Here is a 21492-nt window from a genome sequence, read left to right on the forward strand (position 1 = left end):
CCGGCACCGGCACCGGCACGGGGATCCCGGATCCCGGACCCGGACCCGTCTTCCCGCCGGCGGGCGTCGATCGGCGCCCGCCGGCGTCCCACCCAGCTCTGAAGGGAACGAGCCATGGCGACCATGGAGAGCACCAGCACCCGCCCCACCTCTGCACCGGCCACCCCCGCGCCGGCCGCCGGCGGGGCGTTCACCGTCCTGGCCGCCGGGATCGAGGCGGCGCTGGGCGAGGTCCGGGCCGTGGCCGGCGCCGCCTCCGGCGTGGTCGGCGCGGTCGAGACGGTGGTGGTGGACGTGCTCACCTTCGCCGGCATCGGCTCGGCGGTCGGCTCGGCCAACGACAACCTGCACGGGCAGCTGGTCGGCGGCCTGGACAAGGTCGTGAAGTTCGTCGAGACGCTCGGCGGCGCGGTGGAGACCGTGCTGAAGGACTACCAGCAGCTGGACAAGGACACCGCCGACGTCTTCAAGGCGCTCGGGCTGAACGGCAAGCCGCAGACACCGGGGGCGACGACGCCGTCCGCCACCACCGCAACCGGCACGACCACCGCCACGAACGCAGCCACAACCGCCGCGACAACCACCGCGGCAGCAGCCCAGACCCCGGCGACCCCGCCGCACCCGGCACCCACCGCGCCCCAGACCCAGACCCACCCCCTGATCGACGACCGCGTCGTGAACTCGGTGATGGCCAGCGAGGGCGCGCACGGCGAGCAGGGCGGCGTCGACGAGGTCTACGGCTTCCGGCAGAGCTCGCACAACGGCTACGACCAGATCATGGCCGCCCGCAACCAGTACGGCCAGGGCAGCCCGGAGGAGCACGCGGTGGTGGCCAACCTGCTCACCCAGCACGCCGAGCAGGCCGGCGCCGGCGACTTCACCGACCCCGGCATCCGCGCCGCCATCGCCTCCAGCGCCCACATGCGAGGCGTCGGCGGCACCCGCGCCATCCTGAACTCCATGGTCGACGGCCAGGTCCACACCTCGGCGGGCTCGGTCACCGCGGACAATATGACCGCGCTCCAGCAGCTGACCCCGGACCAGTTCCAGCAGCAGTTCCACGACGCGCGGATCAACTACGACCAGACCGTGTACGGGAACACCACCACCCACCAGCACGGCCAGACCGACACCTGGTGGCACCGTTACGGCAACGGACTGACTCAGCGGTACGACCGCGAGGAGACCCTGTTCAACACCATCTCGCAGGGTGCGTCCGGACAAGGCGGCGGGCAGTAAGGGGGCTTGCGGCCTCTCCGCTTTGTCCGGCGTGGCGTCACGGGACGGGCCGTGACGCCGAAAAGACCGCGACCGAACCGGGGGAACCCCGGTTCGGTCGCGGTCTTTCTCATATCCCTCATTCCCCAGCGGTAGTAACAGTCGCCGCCACAACCGTCGGACTCACCGCTCCCGCCGGAGCGCCCGCCCCAACCGCACCAATCCCAACCGCATCAGCCCCAACCGCACCAACCCCCCGCCGCGCCGGCAACAGCAAAGCCACCACCGCACCCACCCCCGCGACCACAGCCCCAACACCCATCGCCGCGGAAAAACCGTCCGAGAACGACTTCACATCGGCATAGCTCCCCGCGCCCGCGAACACCGCGACGGACACCGCCGTCCCGAACAGCGCACCGAACTGCCTCAGCATGCTGAAAACGCCCGAAGCCTGCCCGATCTCCTGCGGCCGCACCGCCCCGACCACCGCCTTCTGCACCGGCGGAATCGCCGTCGAGATCCCCGTACCGGTCACGACCAGCGCCGGAATCATCGCCGGCCAGGACGCGTCCGGCCCGGCCTGCGCCGCGATCACCGCCAGGCCCAGCGCCGTCAGCACCAGGCCCCCGACGATCAGGTTCCGCTCGCCGAACCGGTCGGACAGGCGCCCGGACAGCGGACCGAAGACCAGCAAGGTGGCCGTGAACGGCATCATCCGAGTACCGGCCCCGAACGGGCCGCAGTGCAGCACCTGCTGGTAGTACTGCGCCAGGAAGAACAGCAACCCGTACATGCCCGCGGTCAACGTGAAGCTGGCGAAGTTCCCGGCGGAGAAGGCCCGGCTGCCGAAGAACCGCATCGGGACCATCGGGGCGGCCGTCCGGCGCTCCCAGAGCACGAACACCACGACCAGCACCACGCCGGCGGCCAGCGAGCCCAGCGTCTCCGGCGAGGTCCAGCCCACGTCGTTGCCCCGGACCAGCGCCCACACCAGCCCCAGCACGCCGCCGGTGGTGAGCAGCACGCCGACCAGGTCCAGCCGGGCCTGCGGACCGTGCGTCTCGCTCACATTGAACAGCACCCCGACGATCACCAGCAGGCCCACCGGCACGTTGACCCAGAACAGCCACTGCCAGGCCAGCCCCTGCGCCACCACCCCGCCCACGAACGGGCCGCCGGCCGTGGCCAGGCCGATGATGCCGGCCGACAGGCCCATGGCCCGGCCCCGCTCCTGGGGCGGGAAGGCGGCGCCGAGCTGCGCCACGGCCAGCGGCATGATGACGGCGGCGCCGGCGCCCTGCACCGCCCGGGCGGTGATCAGCTCGCCGACGGTGGTGGACAGGCCGCAGGCGGCCGAGGACGCGGTGAACAGGCCCAGCCCGGCGACGAACAGCCGGCGGCGGCCGAACCGGTCGCCGAGCGCCGAACCGGTAAGCATCAGCACGGCGAAGGTGAGGATGTAGGCGCTGACCGTCCACTCCAGCGCCTCCACCGAGGAACCGAGGGACTTCTTGATGGTGGTCAGGGCGGTGGTCACGATCGTGCCGTCCAGCGCGATCATGAACGCGGACGCCGAGGTGAGGATCAGGACCCAGCGTTGGGCGGCGGACATCGGCGGCTTCGGGGCCGCGGCGGTACTCATGTCGATGGAGACCGGGCCCGCGGCCGGAACTGGTCGGCCGGGCCGCGACCACTTTCCGGGCGCCGGCGGGTCGGTACTACTGGAGGCGCGTCCGTGCCACCCTTGAGGCGCCAGGGAGAGCAAGAAGATGACCATCCTGGACAACATGCTGGACACCGGGGCGACGGCTGGAGGCGAGATGCGGGTCGAGGACGACTTCGTCCGCCTCGCCGACCCGTTCCGCCCGGAGATCCTCGCGCACTGCTACCGGATGCTCGGTTCCATCCACGACGCCGAGGACCTGGTCCAAGAAACGTATCTGCGGGCGTGGCGCTCGTTCGAGGGCTTCGAAGGCCGGGCCTCGCTGCGGACCTGGCTCTACCGCATCGCCACCAACGCCTGCCTGACCGCGTTGGAACACCGCACCCGGCGGCCGCTGCCGGCCGGGCTCGGCGCGCCGGCGACCGAACCGGAAGGCGATCTGAGCGCGATCCCGCGCGAGATCGTGTGGTTGCAGCCGCTGCCGGACGCGCTGATCGCGATGGACGCGGCGAGCGCCGACCCGGCCTCGGTGGTCGCCGCACGCGCCGGCCTCCGCCTGGCCCTGATAGCCGCATTGCAGTACCTGCCGGCCCGCCAACGCGCGGTGCTGATTCTGCGAGACGTCCTCGGATGGCGAGCAGCGGAAACCGCAGACCTGCTCGGCCTGACCACGACCGCGGTGAACAGTCTGCTGAAGCGGGCCCGGACCCGCCTGGCGGAGGTCGCGCCGAACGCGGACGAGGTGTCCGAGCCGAGCGTGGCCGAGCAGCGCGAGATCCTCGACCGCTGGGCCCGGGCGTTCGTGGACGCCGACATCGACGCGCTGATGGACATGCTCACCGACGACGCGATCTGGGAGATGCCGCCGCAGCCGATGTGGTTCCAGGGCAGGGCGATGCTGCGGCGGTTGCTGACGTTCCGGCTCACGAAGAAGTACAACCAGCGGCATCGACGGATGACACAGACGGCTGTGAACGGGCAGCCGGCCTTCGCGGTCTACGCGTCCACCGAGGACGGGGACGGCAGCCGGCTCAAGGCCGAGTCGCTCCAGGTGATCACGTTCCGCGGGGACCGGATCGCGAGGGTGTCAGCGTTCCGGGTGCCGGGGCTGGTGGCGTTGACGGGGCTGCCGACGGAGATGGAGGTTTAGAACCGGCCCCATAGCCCTCACCGCGCCACCATCTCATCGGCCTCACCGCCCTCACCGCGGCATCTTCCGCCAGACCGCCTGCGGCAGCAGTCGAGCCACGAAATACGCGGGCCGCAGCGCGCCCGGCACCCAGACCCGGATCCGCCGCCGTCGCAGAGCCTTGACGACAGCGTCGGCGACCTGGTCCGGCGTGCTGGACAGCGGCGCCGGGCTCATGCCCTCGGTCATCCGGCCCACGACGAAGCCGGAGCGGACCAGCAGCAGGTGCACGCCGGAGCCGTGGAGCGCGTCGCCCAGGCCGCTGGCGAAGCCGTCGAGTCCGGCCTTCGCCGAGCCGTAGACGTAATTGGCCCTGCGGACCCGCAGCCCGGCGACCGAGGAGAAGACCACGAGGTCGCCGCTGCCCTGGGCCCGCAGCAGGGTGGCCAGGGTCGTCAGGACGCTGATCTGCGCGACGTAGTCGGTGTGCACCACGGCGACGGCGTGCGCCGGGTCCTGCTCGGCCCGGGCCTGGTCGCCGAGCACCCCGAAGGCGACGACCGCGACGCCGATCCGGCCTGCGTCCTCGAACACCTTGGCCAGCAGCTCCGGATGGGCCGCCACCTCGTCGGCGTCGAACTCGACGGTGCGCACGTCCGCGGCCCCGGCCGCCCGCATCCGGGCCGTCTCCTCGACCAGGTCGTCGCTGCGCCGCGCGGCCAGCACCACGGTCCGGCCGGCCGCGAGCCGCTCGGCCACCTTCAGCCCGATCTCGCTGCGCCCGCCGAGCAGCAGCACCGCGCCCTGCGCGCCTTCGGTCTTCGCACCCGGTTCCACGGGCGCACAGTCTGCCAGGTTCGGGCGCCGCCTCGGACCAGGGACGCCGACCTGCCGGTCCCGAGCGCGCGGACCCGCCGACAGCAGGGGGCCTGACCTGCCGATTCCGCACAGCGGCCCAGGCCGCGAGAGAATCGATCACATGTCCGACTCCACCTCTTCCCGGGCGCGCCGCCCCTACCGGGTCACGTTCGTGTGCACCGGCAACATCTGCCGCTCGCCGATGGCCGAGCACGTCCTGCGCAAGTATGTGGAGGACGAGGGGCTGCCCGCGGTGGTGGACAGCTCCGGTACCGGCGGCTGGCACGCCGGGGACCCGGCCGACCACCGGACGGTGCGGACGCTGCGCCGGCACGGGTTCACCTCGGACCACTCGGCCCGCAGGTTCCACCGCGGCTGGTTCGACGACTACGACCTGGTCATCGCGCTGGACGAGAGCCACCGGCAGGAGCTGTGGGCACTGGCCCGCGACGACCGGGACCGGGCGAAGATCCGGCTGCTGCGCTCGTTCGACCCGGCGGCGGGCCAGGACCTGGACGTGCCGGACCCGTACTATGAGGACGACGAAGCGTTCGAACATGTCATGGAGCTGATCGAGCGCGCGGTGCCGGGCATTCTGGACGAGATCCGGCGCGGGCTCAAGGAGACAGCCGGATAGAGGAGCCACGATGAACCGACGAACCGACGCCTCGGGCAGCGGGCCGGGCGCGATCACCCCTGACGGCTGCGCGGTCGACCTCTACACCCGGCTGCCGAGCCGAGGCGAGGCGGAACTCGTGCACGCGGCGGTGCCGGCCGGGGCCAGCATCGTCGAGTTCGGCTGCGGCACCGGACGGATCAGCACGCCGCTGGCGCGTCTGGGCCACCGGGTCGTCGGCGTGGACGAGTCCCCGGAGATGCTGGAGCAGTGCCACGACATCGAGACGGTGTGCTCCTCGATCGAGGAGTTGGAGCTCGACGAGCGGTTCGACGTCGTCCTGCTCGCCTCGCACCTGGTGAACAACGTCGAGCCGCACCGCACCCGGCTGTTGAGGTCGGCGGACCGGCATCTGGCCAACGGCGGGACGGTCGTGATCCAGCGGCACCGCCCCGGCTGGGTCGGCACGGTGACGGACGCCACGGGCACGGAAGGGGATATTCGCAGCTCCCTGACAGTGCTCGAACGGCCCGAACCGGACCTGCTGCGGGCCCGCGTCCGCTACGAGTTCGACGCGATGGTGTGGGAACAGGAGTTCACCGCCGCCGAGCTGAGCGACGAGGCGCTGCCGGAGGTCCTGGCCGGAGCCGGACTGCGCCTCGGGCGGATGCTCACTGAGGACGGCGGCTGGTTCACCGCCGAGTCTGCGAGCCCTGCGAAGCCTGAGTAAGTGGTCTGCGACGCCTACAGGTTGTGCCTACAGGGCTGTGCCTACAAAGTCTGTGCCTACAAGTCTGTGGCGACCGGGTGCCGAGGCTCGTAGAGCCCCAGCGTCGCCCCGCTGGGCAGCGGCAGAAAGGCCCGGACGCCCCAGCGGGCCTCGACCCGCTCCCCCGCCGGGCGCACGCCCTTCGCCGCCAGGTCGGCGAGCGTCGCGTCCAGGTCGTCGCACATGAGGTAGAGCTCGGCGGCCGGGGCTGCGTCGGCGGGTCTTTCGACGTGGGCGTCAGCAGGATGGACGCCGAGTTCGGCCGGCGGCAGCCGGAAGATGAGCCAGCCGGCGCCGGCGTCGACGTTCGGGAACCCGAGCACGTCCCGCAGAAACGCGCGGTCGGCCTCGGCGTCGGTACTGTAGAGGATCGCGTGCGTGCCGGTAATCATGCCCCGACGCTAACGCCGGCGGCTGAAACTCGCTCACTGGCGCTCACTGGCACTCAGTGGGTACTCACTCTCACTCACTGGCTCCGCGCGAACGCGGCGGACTTCCCGGCGGCGGCGAGCGCGTCGGTCACCCCGGTCTCCTTCTTGCCCAGGAAACGCGGGTCGGGCTGGAGCACCGACTGGCCCAGCGCCTTGAAGCCGGCGAGCACCTCGCGGCCGGAGTCGTGCAGCAACTCCGACTCCCCCGCCGCCCCGGCACCGGTGTCGGCCACGCCGTAGGCGTCGATACCGGCGGAGTGGCACAGCATCAGCGCCCGCGGCAGGTGGAAGTCCTGGGTGACCAGGGTGGCGCGGTCGACGCCGAAGATCTTCTTGGCCCGCACGCACGACTCCCAGGTGTCCAGCCCGGCGAAGTCCCGCACGATGCGGGCGTTCGGCACCCCGCGCGCCAGCAGGTATTTGCGCATGGCCGTGGGCTCGTCGTAGCCGGGCGCGGTGGCCCCGGTGACGAGGATCACCGTCACCTTGCCCCGGCGGTAGAGGTCCAGCGCCACGTCCAGGCGCCGGGCCAGGTACGGCGTCGGGTTCCCGGCGTACTCGGCGGCACCGAACACCACGGCGACCGGCTCGTAGGGGACGGTGGCCGCGGTGCGCTGGTAGGGGGCCGAGTAGGCGTGCACAGCGGTGATCGGCGCGAAGAAGGCCAAAGTCGCCAGCGCGGCGGCCTGGTACAGCCGACGCTGCGCCTTGCGGGTGCCGAGCAGCGGAAGTCTCACGTCCGGAAAGACGCCTGAGGTGCGAAGCCGGTTGCGCGGAGGGCGGCCGGCCCTCAGACGGCCCTTATCCGGCGGCGCCGGGCCAGTTCGTCGACCATGCCCTCGGGCGTGGCGGCACCGGGGCTCCCGGCCGGGCCGGCGCCCGCCGCCGAGCCGGAGCTGCCGGGGCCCAGATCGCCGTCGCCGATGCCCGGGAACTGCCGCAGCGTGCCCTCGACCTCGCGGCACACCGCGTCCACCGCGATGCCGAACACGCCCTGGCCGCCCTGCACCAGGTCGAAGACCTCGGTCGGGGAGGTGCACTCGTAGACGCTGGCCCCGTCACTCATCAGGGTGACGCCGGCCAGGTCGGCCTCGCCGCGGGCCCGCAGGTAGCCGACCGCGATCCGGATGTTCTGGAGCGAGACGCCGGTGTCCAGCAGCCGCTTGACGATCTTCAGCGCGATGATGTCGCGGAAGCTGTAGAGCCGCTGCGAGCCGGAGCCGGCCGCGGACCGGATCGAGGGCTCGACCAGGGCGGTCCGGGCCCAGTAGTCCAGCTGGCGGTAGGTGATCCCGGCGGCCGCGCAGGCTGTCGGCCCGCGGTAGCCCAGCAGCGGGGCGTCCCCGGCCGGCGCGGAGGCGGCCGGCAGGTCGCCCGGTCCGACCACGCGCGGGAACCCGCTCCCGCCCGCGGCACCCGTCCCGGTCATGTGCTTGGCCTTCCGCTTGAAGGGCCCGGTGAAGGACCCTCGCCGATCCGTACCGCCGCCTGAAGATCTTCACCGTCGTGCCGAAGATCCCACCGGTTGGTCCCGGCCCGAAAAGATCTGTCGCACGGATTCCTTGACGTCGATCGGCCTCCGCAAACCCCGCCTGCCGGCTGTCTTCGACCGTATGCGCGCCACCAGGCGCCGGTCAACGACATCGCCGAGGAGGGATCGGGCGTGTCTTCGCGAATCCGACTATCGGGACACCCTTCGAACCGCTGTCCGCCCGCCGGGCCGCCGCGCTCCGGCGGCGGCGCGGATCAGGCGCCGAAGTCCTCCGGCGAGACCTGGTCCAGGAATTCGCGGAAGCGCTCCACCTCGACCTCGTCCTCCTGCTCGTCCGGGATCAGGATGCTGCTCTCGGCGAGCACCTCCTCGGCCCCGTAGATCGTGGCGCCGGTGCGCAGCGCCAGCGCGATCGCGTCCGACGGGCGGGCGCTGACCTGCAGGCCGCCGTCGAAGACCAGTTCGGCGTAGAAGACCATGTCGCGCATGGCGGTGATCCGGACCTCGACCAGCTGGCGGCCGAAGGCGGCCAGCACGTCGCGGAACAGGTCGTGGGTCAGCGGGCGCGGAGGAGTGACGCCCTGCTGGGCCAGAGCGATGGCCGAGGCCTCGTTGGCCCCGATCCAGATCGGCAGGTACCGCTCGCCGCTCACTTCGCGCAGCAGGACGATCGTCTGGTTGGACGGCATCTCGACGCGGACGCCGACGACGTCGAGTTCGTTCACGGTGTCCACCCTATCGCGCGGCGGGCCCGCCGGGCATTCCGGGGTTGCGGGAAGAATCTCCGGTTGCCAAGTTTCCCGGCCCGGCAGTAGGGGAGGGTCCGGACAATTCCGCCCGTAACAGTGCGGCATAGAGTCGCACGGAAGCAGCAGCGGCTTGCGCCGAACGCGCCGCGGCGCGCGAAGCGGCGGCCTGACGCCCCGCCGTGGCCACCCCGTCGTGACGCCGGGCCGGGAGCAGACCCTCCAGCAGTCCCGCGGTGTTGCGCGCGCCGGTCAGCAGAGGCCGCAGATGCCGGGGTTCGAGCCCGAACTCGGTGAGCGCGGAGGCGGCCCGGACGATGAACACCGCGTCGCCGCCGTAGGACTCGGCGGGCGGCAGCAGGCCGAAGGAGACCAGATCGGCGATGAACGAGGCCGGGACGCCGGCGGTGCGGGCCAGTCCCTCCCGGCCCAGGTGCAGCTCGCCGACGTCGGCGTGGGCGGCCTCGTAGAACTCGGGGTCGGCGGGCGTGGCGGCGCGGGCCCGGGGCTGCGGGATCGGGGGCAGCGGCGGGGTGAGGGAGGACGGGAAGGGCGGCGGGGGCGCCGGAGGAACCGAAGGCACTGGGGTGGGACCGGCAGCGCGGGGCTCGCCGGCTTCGGCGTGGGCGTCAGCGTGGGCGGCGGCATCGGCGTGAGTGGCGTCAGCGTGAGCGGCGGCATCAGCGTGAGCGGCGTCAGCGTGAGCGTGGGCGGCGGCATCGGCCACGGTATCGGCGGTCTCCCGCGGATCCGGACCGGCGCCGATCATGACCTGATCGGCCCTGCCCGCGCCGCGCGCGCCGCCCGCACCCTCCACGCCGCCGGCACCGCCCACACCGCCCGCACCGCCCACGCCGAGGCCGGCCCCCGACGTCAGCGCGGCCACGATCTCCTCGGGGTCCCCGGCCGCCGCCCGCGGCCCGTCGGCCGCCAGGTGCTGGCGGATCACCTTCAGCGGCAGGTACTGGTCGCGCTGGGCGGCCAGCACCCAGCGCAGCTTCTCGACGTCCTGCTCGCTGAACCGCCGGTAGCCGGCCGGGGTGCGGCCGGGGCTGATCAGGCCGCCGCTCTCCAGGTAGCGGATCTTGGACACTGTCAGGTCCGGGAAGTCGGCGGCCAGCCGGCCGATGACTTCGCCGATGGTGAGCGCCTCGCCGGACACGCCGGTCTGCCCTGCCTTTCCTGCCGGCCCCCCGGTCGGACGTGCTGCGGGCGGCTCAGCCCGCGTGGAACACCAGGCGGTACTTGCCGACCTGCACCTCGACACCGTCGCGCAGCAGCGACTCCTGGATCAGGTTCCGGTCCACGTAGGTGCCGTTCAGGCTGCCGACGTCGCGGACCAGGAAGCCCTGGGCGCTGCGGACGAACTCGGCGTGCCGGCGCGAGACGGTGACGTCGTCCAGGAAGATGTCCGAGTCCGGGCTGCGCCCCACGGTGGTGACGTCGGCGTCGAGCAGGAACCGGCTGCCGGCGTTCGGGCCGCGGCGCACCACCAGCAGCGCCGAGCCGGCCGGGAGCGCGGCCAGCGCCTCGCGGTCGGCCGGGCCCAGGCCGCCCATCCGCTCGGTCTCCTCCCCGGTCGCCGCCACGTCGGGCTCGGCCAGGTCGACGCCGGCCAGCGACATGGTCGAGGTCCGCTCCGCGGCCCCCTCGGCGGCCAGGGGGTCACCCGGCAGCGGGGACTCGGCCAAGGCGGTGCCGCAGTGCGAGCAGAAGCGGCTCCCCGCTTGGTTGGCGTTCCCGCACCTGGTGCAGAACGGCATGTCGTGGGCCTCCCGGGTGATTCGGTCGCGGACGGTGGCAGCCGCCTGCTTTGGTCGCAACTTATGGGGCGCTTCTTGTCGAGGTCAACCAGAACGCGCCGAGGGTCCCGCGCTTTTCGCATGCCCGGACCGCCCGGGTTCCACCCTACGACGTCTCAGCCCTCGAAAAGGAAGTCCGGGACCGGACATACCGGTCCCGGACTTTTTCCGTTCCGCCCGGGCCTTCGCCGCAGGGGTTGCGGCCGGCCCCGGGGGCGGGCCCGGCGCGGGCCCGCGGAGCGTCTCAGCCTTCGAGGGTCGCCTCGTAGCCCTTGCTGTCCAGCAGGGCGTCGACTTCGGAGGCGTCGTCGGGCTGCACGTCGAAGATCCAGCCCTCGCCGTAGGGGTCGGAGTTCACCAGCTCCGGCTGGCCGTCCAGGGCGCCGTTGACGGCGGTGACGGTGCCGGTGAGCGGCGCGAACAGGTCGCTGACGCTCTTGGTGGACTCCAGCTCGCCGCACGGCTCGCCGGCCGTGATCCGGGCGCCGACCTCGGGCAGCTGCACGAAGACGATGTCGCCCAGCGCTTCCTGGGCGTAGTCGGTGATCCCGACCCGGACGCTGTCGGCCTCGCCGGTGCGGACCCACTCGTGCTCGGCGGTGTACTTCAGCTCATCGGGGGTCATCGGCTTCTTTGCCGCCCTTTCCTCACGGATGGTCGACGGCGCGGCGGCCGCCGCGGGCCGGCAGGCCCGCGGTCATATTCTGGACCATGCCGGGCATCGGCTCGCAGCGGGCCCGCTCAGCCGGCCTTGGCGTAGTCCGGGTTCGGCTGTGGCGCGACCGCGTCCACCAGCACGTCGCCCTGCGTGATCGTCGCCGAGGCGCCCGGCACCGACCGCACACTGGCCACCACCCCGCCGGGGATCTGCATAGCCGGCGCCAGCGTGTTCGGGTCGCCGATCACCTTGTAGACGAACGGCGCGCCGAGCGTGTGCCCGTCCAGCGCGATCCCGCCCTGCGGCAGGTCGACGAACGAGGAGGACACCACCACCCGCACGTCCCCGACCTGGATCACCTCGGCCCCGGCGGCCCGCAGCTCCTCCATCGCGTTGAGCAGCGTCGCGGACTTCAACTGCCCCTGCGGATCAGCGATGGTCATGGTGATCCCCGGCCCCTTGGCCTTGACCGTCCCGGCCAGGATCTGCAGATCCTTCGCCTTCTGCTGGGCCTGCGCCAAAGCGGCCTGCGCCTTGTCCGCACTGTTCTGGATCGCGGCGTTCTGGGTCTGGAGGTCGCGCAACTCCGCATCGAGGCGCTGCCCGCGCGCGGTGACGTCGTCCAGGATGTGCACCAGATCATCGCTCCGCGCAGCACGCAGGAACTGGTCCGAGGTATTGGTGGCCCGCACCTGGATCGCCAACGCGGCCCCGAGCGCGGCCAGCAGCACCCCGACCACCGCCTGGTTCCGCGACATCCGCGGCGGCCACAGCGCGGTGAACAGCCGCTTGCGGCCGAGGGAGACCGGGTCGCCGCCGGACGCGCTCGCGGCGGGCTGGGGCGCCGGACGGGGCGGCTGGGGGCGGGTGGGCTGGCCGGGCTTGGGCTGACCGGGCTTGAGTTGACCAGGCTTGGGCTGACCGGCCTTGGGCTCCGGACGCCCTTGGCCCTGAGGACGGTGCCGAGGCGCGTCGGCAGCGTGCGCGGCGGCCCCGGAGGCCGGACGGCGGCGCGGACCGGGCTCGGAGGCGGCGTGGGCGGCCGGCGGACGGCCGGAGGTGCGGCGGGGGTCACGGGGATCGCGGGGATCACGCGACTCGCCGCCGGGCGGCGGACCGATGCGCCGCTTGGGCGGCGGACCGGCCGGAGTACGGCGGCGCGGAGGCTCCTCGTCCTCGGCGGGCCCGGCGGAACCGTTGGACTCCGAGCGGCGGCGCAGCGGCTGCTCGTCGGCTTCGGGCTCGGCGTCCTCGATCAGCTCGGCGCCGCTATCCGGTGCCGATTCCTCCTCGGCGGGCTCCGGCTCGCTCGACTCAGCGGAGTCCGGCTCCTCCTCGGCCGGGTCCTGGGCTTCCGAGGCCTCATCCGGAGCCGACTCCTCATCGGCAGGCTCAGCGACCTGCTGCTCCGGCTCCGGCCGCACCTTCGGCGTGAACGGATCGCGCTCCTCGGCAGCCTCGGCAGCCTCCGAGCCCTCGTCCTCGCCCAGCTCCTCCGGCCGCAAGCTCCGCAAATCCACCGTCTCAGCGAGATCCTCGCCCGACCCCGACTCCTGCCCCGACTTCTCCGGCTCCGCCCCGTTCCCCGGCCGCGTCTGCACCTTCGCGCTCCTTCTCAGGCGTGGAAGATGTGGCGGCGGATGGCCGCGGCGTTGGAGAAGATGCGGATGCCCAGCACCACCACGACGCCGGTGGTCAGCTGGGAGCCGACGCCCAGCTGGTCGCCGAGGAAGACGATCAGGGCGGCGACCACCACGTTGGCGACGAAGGAGACCACGAAGACCTTGTCGTCGAAGATGCCGTCCAGCAGGGCGCGGACGCCGCCGAAGACCGCGTCCAGGGCCGCCACCACCGCGATCGGCAGGTAGGGGGCCAGTCCGTCGGGGACGGTGGGGTGGAAGACCAGCCCCGCGATCACGCCGATCACCAGTCCGATCGCCGCGATCACGACGTCCTCCAGATCATCTCGTAGCCTGATTCGTAAAAGTGCTGGGGCCACCGTACCGAACCCTTAGGGAACCTCAAGGCACCGGCACCGCGTCCGTGACCGTCAGCTGGCTGGCGGCCGGCAGCGCCAGGTGGTCCTTGGTCCCGGTGTCGAAGCGGATGCCGTACTGCGACTTCAACCCGAACAGGTACTTGCCCTCGGTGCTGTTGGCGAACTTCGCCGCCATCGACTTCGGGTCGCCGATCGCCTGGAGCGTGTACGGCGGCGACAGCGGCCGGAAGTCGACCAGGATCGCCGAGCCGGCGGTGCGGATCGCGGACAGCGCGGTGAGCCGCTGGCCGTTGATCGCCACCGCCTCGGCCCCGGAGGCCCACAGCCCGTTCACCGCGTGCTGCAGGTCCACGTCCTGCACCCGGCTCAGGTCGCTGCCGCCCGGCTGGCGCGGGTCGCCGCCGGCCGGGTTGTCGGCGCCGGCGGCGTCGCTGAGCACGACCTCCAGGCCCGGCCCGGTCACCGGCACGGCCCCGGTGGACACCGACAGCGCCGCGAACGCCTTGCCCTCCTCGGTGCCCGGCCCGAGCGCGGCGGCCTGCGCCGCCTGGAGATCGGCGCGCACCTCGGAGATCTGGTCCTCGTCGACGGAGTTCTTGCGCTCGACGTCCTGGACCCGGGAGATGAGCTGCTTGCGCTCCTGCTCCACCTGCGGCGCCTGCCGGTGGGTGTTGATCGCGGCGATCACCAGTACCAGCCCGATCGCGGCCACGCCGAGCAGCACGGTCGGCGACATCCGGGTGGTCCAGTGCCCGTGGTGGTCGGCGTCCTCGCCGCGGGCCTCGCGCCGGGCCGCGGCCTCGGCGTAGCCGGGGTCGAGAGTCTGGCTGAGCAGACCGGTGAGCAGCGACATGGAGGCGTCGCGGCGCGGTCCGCTCGGGGGGCGGGGCGGCGTCGGCATGGGGGCCATCCTGACATGTCCTTGAGGGAGGTCGCCCGCTTACCGGCCGGCGCCGCGCGTCACCTGCCGGGCCTGCACGAAGTACATGCCGCCGGCCAGCAGGTACAGCGCGGTCCCCCAGCCGACGAACGCCCAGCCGAAGATGTTGCCGATGTCGGTCAGGTGGCTGTGCTTCTCGCCGAGCTGCCCGAGCAGCAGCAGCGGGAAGGCGTACAGCAGGTTGAACGTCGCGGCCTTGCCCAGGAAGTGCACCGGCAGCGCGACGCCGTAGCCGGCTTTGCGCAGTCTGGGCGTGATGAGCACCAGCATCGCCAGGTCCCGGCCGATCAGCACCACCGGCAGCCACAGCGGGATGATGTCCCTTATGGTCAGCCCGACCAGCGTGGCCAGGATGTAGAGCCGGTCGGCCAGCGGGTCGATCATCGCGCCGAACTTGGTCATCTGGTTCCAGCGGCGCGCCAGCTTGCCGTCCAGCCAGTCGGAGAACCCGGACAGCGCCAGGATCACCAGGGCCTGCACGTCGTACTTGGGGCCGCCGTAGTACGGCGACAGGATCAGGCCGAGGAACAGCGGCACGCCGGCCAGCCGGGCCAGGCTGATCAGGTTCGGGATGGTGAGGATGCGGTTGGAGACGGGGAGTTCGTCGTCGGCGTCGCCGGCCGGGTAGCCGGCGGTGTCGTAGCGGTCGTCATCGCCGCCGTCGCCGCCGCGGCCCGAAACGCGGCCGCCGTCGTACCCGGCGCCGCCGCGGTGGTGGCCGTCGCCGGGGTGGCCGTGGCCGTCGCCCTCGTAGCCGTCCTCGTCGTCGTAGCCCTGGTCGTAGCCCTGGTCGTCGTACCCGTCGCCGTCGTAGGCGTCGGCGTAGTCGTCCTCGTACCCGTCGTAACCGCCGATGGAGCGTACGTCGACCGTCGCGTCGTCGTCGGGGGACCCGGGGGCCCGATAGCCGTCGTCGTACCCGTACTCCTGGTACGACTCGCCATAGGGCTCCTCGCCGTATCCGTCGTCGTGGCCGCCCGCCCTGCTCCGTTTCACGAGAGAACCATAGGCGATCAGCGCACCTGGCCACGGCGTCGGCGCGGGTCCGGGGCGGTTTCACCAAGAAAGGGCAAAGTCTGGTTCAAGAAGTGGCCCATGATCATCAACTCAGCGTGTCCAAGCGGTAGCCTCTGTGGTGCAGGACCGGCCGACCCACCGCACCAGCCCGCACGGTGTCGCCGAGTACGAAACCGCTCCACCCGCGCCCTGTCTCCCTCTCCCCCCAGGTGATCCGGCAGCGCGGGTGGAGCGCTCAGCTTCTCGGGCCGCTCCGCGGACGACGACCCCCCCGTCGCTCCCCGGAACGGTCCACCGGGCCGCAACACCGTTCGGACTGGCTCCGAACCGGTGGCGCGGCCCGGAGCTTTGTACAACCTCACAACCCCCACGCGATCCTTGCGCCCGCTCCCCCACCGCGGCCCCGACGTGCCGCAGGGCCCTGTCGCGCCCGCCCGGCACCGCGCCCGGGCCTCCCCAGCATGCCAGTCGTGCGCATAGCTGTCAGCGTGTGTTCACAACATCCGTAAATCTACGTACACAGATCTACAACGCTGACCCGCTGTGCTAGCCCCCATTCCGTGAATATGATGGGCTTGAACAAGTCCATTCCACTCGACGCGCAACATGAGCGCTGTCACCGCGTTGGCGGGAACGCGGCAGGGGAATGGCGCCAACATGCAAGGGGGGAACACCCGCCGTGTCAGAACACACATCTGCACACTCCGCCGAGCACGAGGACGACGACGACCAGGAACTGGTCCCGGCCTCGGGCGGATCGCTCGCCGGCCGCGGCCATCGCCCGGTCCGTTACCGGCCCTCCACGGGCTACCTGCCGTGGCTGCTCACGATGTGCGACCGTGAACTCGCTCGGCACATGACGCGCCTGCTCGCCGAACTCGACCTCACCGAGGCCCAGTACGGCGTCCTGCAGGCGCTGGTCCATCTGCGCCGGGCCTCCTCGGCGACGCTGGCCCGCTCGGTCTCGGTGACGCCGCAGGCCATGGTCGGGCTGGTGGCGGCGCTGGAGCGCAAGGGCTACATCACCCGGGAGTTCGGCCGGGGGGCCGGCCGCGTCATCGACGCGGAGGTCACCGCACGCGGCAAGGAGGCCTATGAGGCCGCCAAGCGCCGGGTGCGGGCCCTGGACCGTTCGCTGCGCCGGTCCTACACCGACGAGGAGTTCGACCAGCTGGTGGGGCTGCTGGAACGACTCCCCGGGGTGCTCGGCCGGCTCGACGACCAGCGCGGCAGCCGCCGCCGCGGCGTCGACGACTAGAGATCCCAGTGGCGCGGTGACCGCTCCACGTCACCGCTCGGAGTACGACACGACGTACGACACGACACGAGGCAACGCCACCTTCCTTAGCTGAAACACCACGCGGGCTGCGTTCCCCGGAGCGGACATCTGATATACCGTCAGATTCATGACTGACGGCATACCGGCCGCTCCGGGGACCGACACGTGGTTCCGCGAAGGTCCGGACGGCTTCGGCTTCGTCCTGCTGGCCGGCCGCTGCACCTCGTGCGGCGCCCTGAGCTTCCCCCCGCGCCCGGTCCCGGGCTGCCCCGACCCCGGCTGCGACGGGCTGGAACAGCGCCCGCACCCGCTGTCCACCACCGGGACGCTGTGGTCCTACACCGACGCCCGCTACGTCCCGCCGCCGCCCTATCCGCGGCCGCCGGACACCGAGTTCTCCCCCTACGCACTGGCCGCCGTCGAGCTGACGGCCGAGCAGATGATCGTGCTCGGGCAGGTCGCCCCGGACGTCCCAACCTCCGGACTGCGGGTCGGCATGGCCATGGAGCTGGTGCCGGGCGTCCTGGTCTCCGGCGAAGGCGTCGCCGAACGCGTCTGGAACTGGCGGCCCGCCGCATGAGCCGGCCGGACTCCGTGGCCGTCCTGGGGGTCGGCATGCACCCGTGGGGCGCGCAGGGCAAATCCTTCATCGAATACGGGCTGGTCGCGGCCCGCGCGGCGCTGGCGGACGCCGGCGTCGGCTGGCGCGACGTGCAGCTGGTGGTGGGCGGCGAGACGATCCGCAACGGCTACCCGGGCTTCGTCGCCGGCTCCGCGCTGTCCCAGGCACTGGGCTGGCAGGGCGCGCCGGTGGCGAGTTGTTATGCCGCGTGCGCGACCGGCGCACAAGCACTGTCGACAGCCCGCGCGCATATTCTGGCCGGACTCGCTGATGTGGTTTTGGTAGTCGGCGCGGACACCACCCCTAAGGGTTTTTTCGCACCCGTCGGCGGCGACCGTCCGGACGACCCGGATTGGCTGCGATTCCGTCTGCTGGGCGCGACGAACCCGGCGTATTTCGGTCTGTATGCGCGGCGGCGTATGGCATTGCGCGGCTCGACCGAGGCGGACTTCGCGGCGGTGAAAGTAAAGAACGCGCGCGCGGGATCTCTGAATCCCAACGCGCGCTTCCGCGCGGAGGTCGACGCCGAGACGGTCCTGAACTCCCCGATGGTGAGCGACCCGCTGCGACTGCTCCAGATCTGCGCGACCAGCGACGGCGCGGCGGCGGTGGTTCTGGCGTCGGAGGAGTATGCGCGCCGGATGAGCAAGGACGCGGTGCGGATCCGGGCGGTGGCGGCGATCACGCCGACGTACCCGCGGACGATTCCGGACTTCCCCTATCTTGCGTCGGATTCTGTGACGACGGCTGTTACTTCACGTACCTTCCGCGAGTCGTTGGCGCATGCGGCGTACGAGGAGTGCGGGCTGGGGCCGGAGGACATGGACGTGGCCGAGGTCTACGACCTGACGACGGCGATGGAACTGGATTGGTACGAGGAGATCGGGCTGTGCGCACCGGGTGAGGCCGAGAAGCTGCTGCACGACGGCGTCACGGCTTTGGGGGGCCGGGTGCCGGTCAACCCGAGCGGCGGGCTGAGCTCGTTCGGCGAGGCCATCCCCGCGCAGGCGATCGCGCAGGTCTGCGAGCTGACGTGGCAGCTGCGCGGGGAGGCGGGGGCTCGGCAGGTGGTGGGGGCGAGGGTGGGGGTGGCGGTGAATCAGGGGTTGTTCGGGCATGGGGCGGCGGTGGTGGTGGGGCGGGGGTGAGGGGGCTGCCCGGCTTGATTTGGGTTGCTTGGCCCTGCTCGGCTCGGTTTGGTTGAGTTGGGCTGGGCTGGGTGAGAACTTTGCTCAGGTCGGGCGCAGAGCGAACCTGAGCAAAGCCCGAATCAGCCTTCAGACTTCTGCGCCCGATCCACCAACTCAGCCAACTCCGCGACAGGCAGACTCCCCGGCTCCCGCCCCTCGGCCACGAACTGCGCGGTCAGGCGCTGCATCAGGGCATTGACCGGGGTGGGAACACCGTGGGTACGCCCGATGAGCACGATCTCGCCGGACAGATAGTCGGTCTCGATCGATCCGGCCCCGCGGGCCAGCGACTGCCAGCTGGAGCCGCCGCCGCGCGGTGCGCCGGGGATTTCGGCGACGTTCATGCGGTTGCCCTGCACCGCGCGACGCTCCCCCGGGCCGACGAACGGGATGCCGGCTGCGCTGAGGGCGCGTCGGCCTTCCTCCTCGGCGGCCTCGACCAGTCGGTCGGCGAGTTCCTCGTCGCCGGACAGGTCGCCGGAAGGCTTGCCGGACACGCCGGCGACGGCCTCGAAGGCGTTGCCGAGGTTGTTCAGCAGCTTGCCGTACTTCCATCGCATCACGTCGTCGACGACTGGCGCGTCGAAGCGGCTCCCGGCCAGGTCGTGGCCGATCTGCTTGATGCGGTCGTCGACGCCGTCGGGGTAGCGGCCGACGGTCAGGATCCCGGACTGCGGGGCGCAGTGTGCCGCCACCACGCCGGGCTCCATGTGCAGGGAGGGCAGCCACACGCAGAGTCCGTAAACGTTCTGGAACAGGCGCAGCGCCTCCCGCTCGTTCTCCACGCCGTTCTGCGCGCAGACGACGGGGATCAGCTCCGAGGCGGTGCCGCCCCCGCCGGTCACCGGCAGGCTCGCCCACTGCCGCAGAACGGCGGCCGTGTCCTGGGACTTCACACAAAGGATCAGCACGTCGTCGGTCCGCAGTCCGCCGTGCTCGGTGAGCTCCTCGGGGCCGGAGACGGCAGGGATCGACAGGCGCAGGTCGCCGTCCGGGGTCAACAGGCGCAGGCCGTGCTGCCGCAACGCTTCCAGATGCGCGCCGCGCGCGACCAGGACCACGTCGTGGCCGGCCTCCGCGAGACGCCCGCCGATGGATCCGCCGACCGCACCGGCGCCGATGATGATGTAGCGCATCCTTCGGACTGTAGCGGGCGTGGCCGTCGTGTGAAGGGCTGTCGAAGATCCCGAGAACAGTGATTTTGCGATCTTGTGTCCGCGCTTCCTACTGACAAGTAAACCAATACGTGTTTGACTCCCGGTGTGAGCGATCCGACACAGTCACCAAGCAGTACGGATCCGTATGCGGAGCGGCCGTGGCTGAAGTTCTACGCGGCCGGGGTCCCTACAGACGTCACGATCCCGGCGGCACCGGTGACCCGGCTGCTCGACGACGCGGCGGCTGACTTCGGCCACCGGACCGCACTGGTGTTCTTCGGGCGCAAGACCAGCTACCAGCAGCTGCGCGGTGACGTCGACCGGCTGGCTGGCGCGCTGCGTGCGCTGGGCGTGGAACGCGGCGACCGGGTGGCGCTGGTGCTGCCGAACTGTCCGGCGGCCGTTACCGCCTTCTTCGCGATCTTGCGGCTGGGTGCCGTTGTGGTGGCGTGCAATCCGCTCTATACGGATTCCGAGCTGCGGCATCAGCTCAGCGACTCGGGGGCGAAGGTCGCGATCGTCTTCGACGGGGCGTACGCGACGCTGGACGCGGCCCGGCCGGGGACCGCGGTGGAGCACGTGGTGTCGGTGTGTCTGGCCGACTTCCTGCCGCCGTTCAAGCGGAGGCTACTGGACCTCCCACTGGGGGCGGCGCGGGAGAAGCGAGAGCGGTTGATCACGCCGCTGCCGCCGGGGGCGCGCGCCATTCCGTATACGGAGTTGCTGGCGACGTCGCCGGGACCGGTGGAGCAGGTCGAGGTGGATCCGGCGAAGGACTTGGCGGTGCTTCAGTACACCGGCGGGACCACCGGACGGCCCAAGGGCGCGATGCTGACGCACCGGAACCTGGTGGCGAACGCGCACCAGGTGCGGGCGTGGGACCCGAACGCGGAGGCGGGGCGGGAGTCGGTGTTGTGTGTGCTGCCGTTGTTCCACGTCTATGGGCTGATGCTGTGTGTGGTGACAGGGGTGCTGCTGGCCGGGACGCTGGTGCTGTTGCCGACGTTCGACCCGGAGCTGGTGCTGGACGCGGTGAAGCATGAGCGGCCGACGGTGTTTCCGGGCGTGCCGCCGATCTACTCGAAGCTGCTGGAGCATCCGAAGGTCGGGAAGTACGACCTGCGGTCGATCCGGACGTGTATATCGGGCGCGATGAGGTTGCCGGTGGACACGATCGACGCGTTCCAGGCGGCGACCGGGGGGCGGTTGGCGGAGGGGTACGGGATGACGGAGAGCTCGCCGGTGACGTTGGCGAATCCGCTGAACTCGAACGCTCGGCCGGGGACTATCGGGCTGCCACTGCCGAATACGCATGTGAAGATCGTCGACGAGGCGAGGCAGGACCGGGTGCTGCCGATCGGGGCGGCGGGTGAGGTGGTGGTCTTCGGGCCGCAGCTTTTTCAGGGGTATTGGGGGCAGGAGGAGGAGACGCGGATCGCGTTGCGGAACGGGTGGTTGTACACGGGGGACATCGGGGTGATGTCGCCGGACGGGTATGTGACGCTGATCGATCGGAAGCGGGATGTGGTGATCGCTTCGGGGTTCTCGATCTATCCGTCGGAGGTTGAGGATGTGTTGCGGGAGCATCCGGCGGTGTATGACGCGGCGGTGATCGGGGTGCCGGATGCTTATCGGGGGGAGACGGTGAAGGCTGTGGTTCAGGTGGCGGAGGGGATGGGGGGGGGGGTGGGGGTCAGCGCGGAGGAGTTGGATGTGTTCTGCCATCAGCACTTGGCGCCGTACAAGGTGCCGAAGATCTTTGTGTTCAGGGATGAGCTGCCGCGGAACATGATTGGGAAGGTGTTGCGGCGGGTGTTGCGGGAGGAGGATGCGGTGGAGCGGGGTGGGGTGGATGGTGGCGGTGGTGGCGGTGGTGGGGAGGGGTTGGCTGGGCGGGGTCCGTTTG

22 protein-coding genes are annotated in these 21492 nt (G+C 71.4%); 8 read left to right on the plus strand and 14 right to left on the minus strand.

Annotated elements, in window-relative coordinates; translation table 11 throughout:
* The first annotated feature begins 114 nt into the window (after nucleotides 1-114).
* Nucleotides 115-1239 carry a hypothetical protein gene (locus tag ABD481_RS24085; protein ID WP_344668012.1) on the plus strand — a complete coding sequence of 375 codons (1125 nt, stop codon included), beginning with the start codon at nucleotides 115-117 and terminating at the stop codon, nucleotides 1237-1239.
* A 118-nt stretch (nucleotides 1240-1357) separates the two neighbouring features.
* On the opposite strand, the gene ABD481_RS24090 is transcribed toward ABD481_RS24085, so the two are convergent.
* The gene (locus tag ABD481_RS24090; protein WP_344668013.1) at nucleotides 1358-2860 is read right to left on the minus strand and encodes an MFS transporter; all 1503 of its coding nucleotides are present in this window, start codon (nucleotides 2858-2860) and stop codon (nucleotides 1358-1360) included.
* Nucleotides 2861-2987: 127 nt separating this feature from the next.
* On the opposite strand from ABD481_RS24090, the gene ABD481_RS24095 reads away from it, so the two are divergent.
* Entirely contained in the window at nucleotides 2988-4031 is a 1044-nt protein-coding gene (locus ABD481_RS24095; protein ID WP_344668014.1) for a sigma-70 family RNA polymerase sigma factor, read from the plus strand.
* A 51-nt stretch (nucleotides 4032-4082) separates the two neighbouring features.
* On the opposite strand, the gene dprE2 is transcribed toward ABD481_RS24095, so the two are convergent.
* Complete coding sequence (gene dprE2 / locus ABD481_RS24100) at nucleotides 4083-4847, minus strand: decaprenylphospho-beta-D-erythro-pentofuranosid-2-ulose 2-reductase (RefSeq protein ID WP_344668015.1); 765 nt, start codon at nucleotides 4845-4847, stop codon at nucleotides 4083-4085.
* 142 nt (nucleotides 4848-4989) lie between these two features.
* Here dprE2 and ABD481_RS24105 point away from each other — a divergent pair, with 142 nt between their 5' ends.
* On the plus strand, nucleotides 4990-5505 hold the full coding sequence (locus ABD481_RS24105; RefSeq protein WP_344668016.1) for a low molecular weight protein-tyrosine-phosphatase: 516 nt from the start codon (nucleotides 4990-4992) through the stop codon (nucleotides 5503-5505).
* Nucleotides 5506-5515: 10 nt separating this feature from the next.
* Nucleotides 5516-6214, plus strand: a complete 699-nt coding sequence (locus ABD481_RS24110; protein WP_344668017.1) for a class I SAM-dependent methyltransferase — start codon at nucleotides 5516-5518, stop codon at nucleotides 6212-6214.
* A gap of 56 nt (nucleotides 6215-6270) precedes the next feature.
* On the opposite strand, the gene ABD481_RS24115 is transcribed toward ABD481_RS24110, so the two are convergent.
* The 11 genes from ABD481_RS24115 to clsA form a co-directional block, all read right to left on the minus strand.
* Entirely contained in the window at nucleotides 6271-6645 is a 375-nt protein-coding gene (locus ABD481_RS24115) for a VOC family protein (RefSeq protein ID WP_344668018.1), read from the minus strand.
* Between the two features lie 74 nt (nucleotides 6646-6719).
* Nucleotides 6720-7421 (minus strand): SanA/YdcF family protein, encoded by a 702-nt coding sequence (locus ABD481_RS24120; protein WP_344668019.1) that lies wholly within the window; start codon nucleotides 7419-7421, stop codon nucleotides 6720-6722.
* A 53-nt stretch (nucleotides 7422-7474) separates the two neighbouring features.
* Nucleotides 7475-8113, minus strand: coding sequence for a MerR family transcriptional regulator (locus ABD481_RS24125; protein ID WP_344668020.1), 639 nt, complete (start codon nucleotides 8111-8113; stop codon nucleotides 7475-7477).
* A gap of 317 nt (nucleotides 8114-8430) precedes the next feature.
* Complete coding sequence (locus ABD481_RS24130) at nucleotides 8431-8901, minus strand: bifunctional nuclease family protein (RefSeq protein ID WP_344661326.1); 471 nt, start codon at nucleotides 8899-8901, stop codon at nucleotides 8431-8433.
* Between the two features lie 10 nt (nucleotides 8902-8911).
* Nucleotides 8912-10084 (minus strand): MerR family transcriptional regulator, encoded by a 1173-nt coding sequence (locus ABD481_RS47430; protein ID WP_425559263.1) that lies wholly within the window; start codon nucleotides 10082-10084, stop codon nucleotides 8912-8914.
* Between the two features lie 55 nt (nucleotides 10085-10139).
* On the minus strand, nucleotides 10140-10685 hold the full coding sequence (locus tag ABD481_RS24140; protein WP_344668031.1) for a zinc-ribbon and FHA domain-containing protein: 546 nt from the start codon (nucleotides 10683-10685) through the stop codon (nucleotides 10140-10142).
* Between the two features lie 283 nt (nucleotides 10686-10968).
* Entirely contained in the window at nucleotides 10969-11349 is a 381-nt protein-coding gene (gene gcvH, locus ABD481_RS24145; RefSeq protein WP_344668021.1) for a glycine cleavage system protein GcvH, read from the minus strand.
* A 116-nt stretch (nucleotides 11350-11465) separates the two neighbouring features.
* Nucleotides 11466-12983, minus strand: a complete 1518-nt coding sequence (locus tag ABD481_RS24150; RefSeq protein WP_344668022.1) for a DUF881 domain-containing protein — start codon at nucleotides 12981-12983, stop codon at nucleotides 11466-11468.
* Between the two features lie 14 nt (nucleotides 12984-12997).
* Nucleotides 12998-13330 (minus strand): small basic family protein, encoded by a 333-nt coding sequence (locus ABD481_RS24155; RefSeq protein ID WP_344661330.1) that lies wholly within the window; start codon nucleotides 13328-13330, stop codon nucleotides 12998-13000.
* Nucleotides 13331-13403: 73 nt separating this feature from the next.
* Complete coding sequence (locus ABD481_RS24160) at nucleotides 13404-14282, minus strand: DUF881 domain-containing protein (RefSeq protein WP_344668023.1); 879 nt, start codon at nucleotides 14280-14282, stop codon at nucleotides 13404-13406.
* Between the two features lie 39 nt (nucleotides 14283-14321).
* Nucleotides 14322-14903, minus strand: a complete 582-nt coding sequence (gene clsA / locus ABD481_RS24165) for a cardiolipin synthase ClsA (protein WP_344668032.1) — start codon at nucleotides 14901-14903, stop codon at nucleotides 14322-14324.
* Between the two features lie 1114 nt (nucleotides 14904-16017).
* Between clsA and ABD481_RS24170 the strand changes: the two genes are divergently transcribed.
* From ABD481_RS24170 to ABD481_RS24180, 3 genes are all read left to right on the plus strand, one after another.
* Nucleotides 16018-16596, plus strand: coding sequence for a MarR family winged helix-turn-helix transcriptional regulator (locus ABD481_RS24170; protein ID WP_344668024.1), 579 nt, complete (start codon nucleotides 16018-16020; stop codon nucleotides 16594-16596).
* 148 nt (nucleotides 16597-16744) lie between these two features.
* Nucleotides 16745-17197 (plus strand): Zn-ribbon domain-containing OB-fold protein, encoded by a 453-nt coding sequence (locus tag ABD481_RS24175; RefSeq protein WP_344668025.1) that lies wholly within the window; start codon nucleotides 16745-16747, stop codon nucleotides 17195-17197.
* Nucleotides 17194-18387, plus strand: a complete 1194-nt coding sequence (locus tag ABD481_RS24180; RefSeq protein ID WP_344668026.1) for a lipid-transfer protein — start codon at nucleotides 17194-17196, stop codon at nucleotides 18385-18387. The genes ABD481_RS24175 and ABD481_RS24180 overlap by 4 nt, the downstream gene beginning before the upstream one ends.
* Nucleotides 18388-18509: 122 nt before the next feature.
* On the opposite strand, the gene ABD481_RS24185 is transcribed toward ABD481_RS24180, so the two are convergent.
* On the minus strand, nucleotides 18510-19565 hold the full coding sequence (locus tag ABD481_RS24185; protein WP_344668027.1) for a ketopantoate reductase family protein: 1056 nt from the start codon (nucleotides 19563-19565) through the stop codon (nucleotides 18510-18512).
* Between the two features lie 126 nt (nucleotides 19566-19691).
* On the opposite strand from ABD481_RS24185, the gene ABD481_RS24190 reads away from it, so the two are divergent.
* On the plus strand, nucleotides 19692-21492 hold a 1801-nt coding region (locus ABD481_RS24190; protein ID WP_344668028.1), incomplete at its 3' end, for an AMP-binding protein.

This window comes from Catenulispora yoronensis (assembly GCF_039531695.1).
Taxonomy (GTDB): Bacteria; Actinomycetota; Actinomycetes; order Streptomycetales; family Catenulisporaceae; genus Catenulispora; species Catenulispora yoronensis.

Excerpts from the sequence above, each read along its gene's own strand:
- ABD481_RS24085 (WP_344668012.1), top strand. The coding sequence starts at position 115 with ATGGCGACCATGGAGAGCACCAGCACCCGCCCCACCTCTGCACCGGCC.
- ABD481_RS24090 (WP_344668013.1), bottom strand. The coding sequence starts at position 2,860 with ATGAGTACCGCCGCGGCCCCGAAGCCGCCGATGTCCGCCGCCCAACGC.
- ABD481_RS24095 (WP_344668014.1), top strand. The coding sequence starts at position 2,988 with ATGACCATCCTGGACAACATGCTGGACACCGGGGCGACGGCTGGAGGC.
- ABD481_RS24105 (WP_344668016.1), top strand. The coding sequence starts at position 4,990 with ATGTCCGACTCCACCTCTTCCCGGGCGCGCCGCCCCTACCGGGTCACG.
- ABD481_RS24110 (WP_344668017.1), top strand. The coding sequence starts at position 5,516 with ATGAACCGACGAACCGACGCCTCGGGCAGCGGGCCGGGCGCGATCACC.
- ABD481_RS24115 (WP_344668018.1), bottom strand. The coding sequence starts at position 6,645 with ATGATTACCGGCACGCACGCGATCCTCTACAGTACCGACGCCGAGGCC.
- ABD481_RS24125 (WP_344668020.1), bottom strand. The coding sequence starts at position 8,113 with ATGACCGGGACGGGTGCCGCGGGCGGGAGCGGGTTCCCGCGCGTGGTC.
- ABD481_RS24140 (WP_344668031.1), bottom strand. The coding sequence starts at position 10,685 with ATGCCGTTCTGCACCAGGTGCGGGAACGCCAACCAAGCGGGGAGCCGC.
- gcvH (WP_344668021.1), bottom strand. The coding sequence starts at position 11,349 with ATGACCCCCGATGAGCTGAAGTACACCGCCGAGCACGAGTGGGTCCGC.
- ABD481_RS24160 (WP_344668023.1), bottom strand. The coding sequence starts at position 14,282 with ATGCCGACGCCGCCCCGCCCCCCGAGCGGACCGCGCCGCGACGCCTCC.
- ABD481_RS24175 (WP_344668025.1), top strand. The coding sequence starts at position 16,745 with ATGACTGACGGCATACCGGCCGCTCCGGGGACCGACACGTGGTTCCGC.
- ABD481_RS24180 (WP_344668026.1), top strand. The coding sequence starts at position 17,194 with ATGAGCCGGCCGGACTCCGTGGCCGTCCTGGGGGTCGGCATGCACCCG.
- ABD481_RS24185 (WP_344668027.1), bottom strand. The coding sequence starts at position 19,565 with ATGCGCTACATCATCATCGGCGCCGGTGCGGTCGGCGGATCCATCGGC.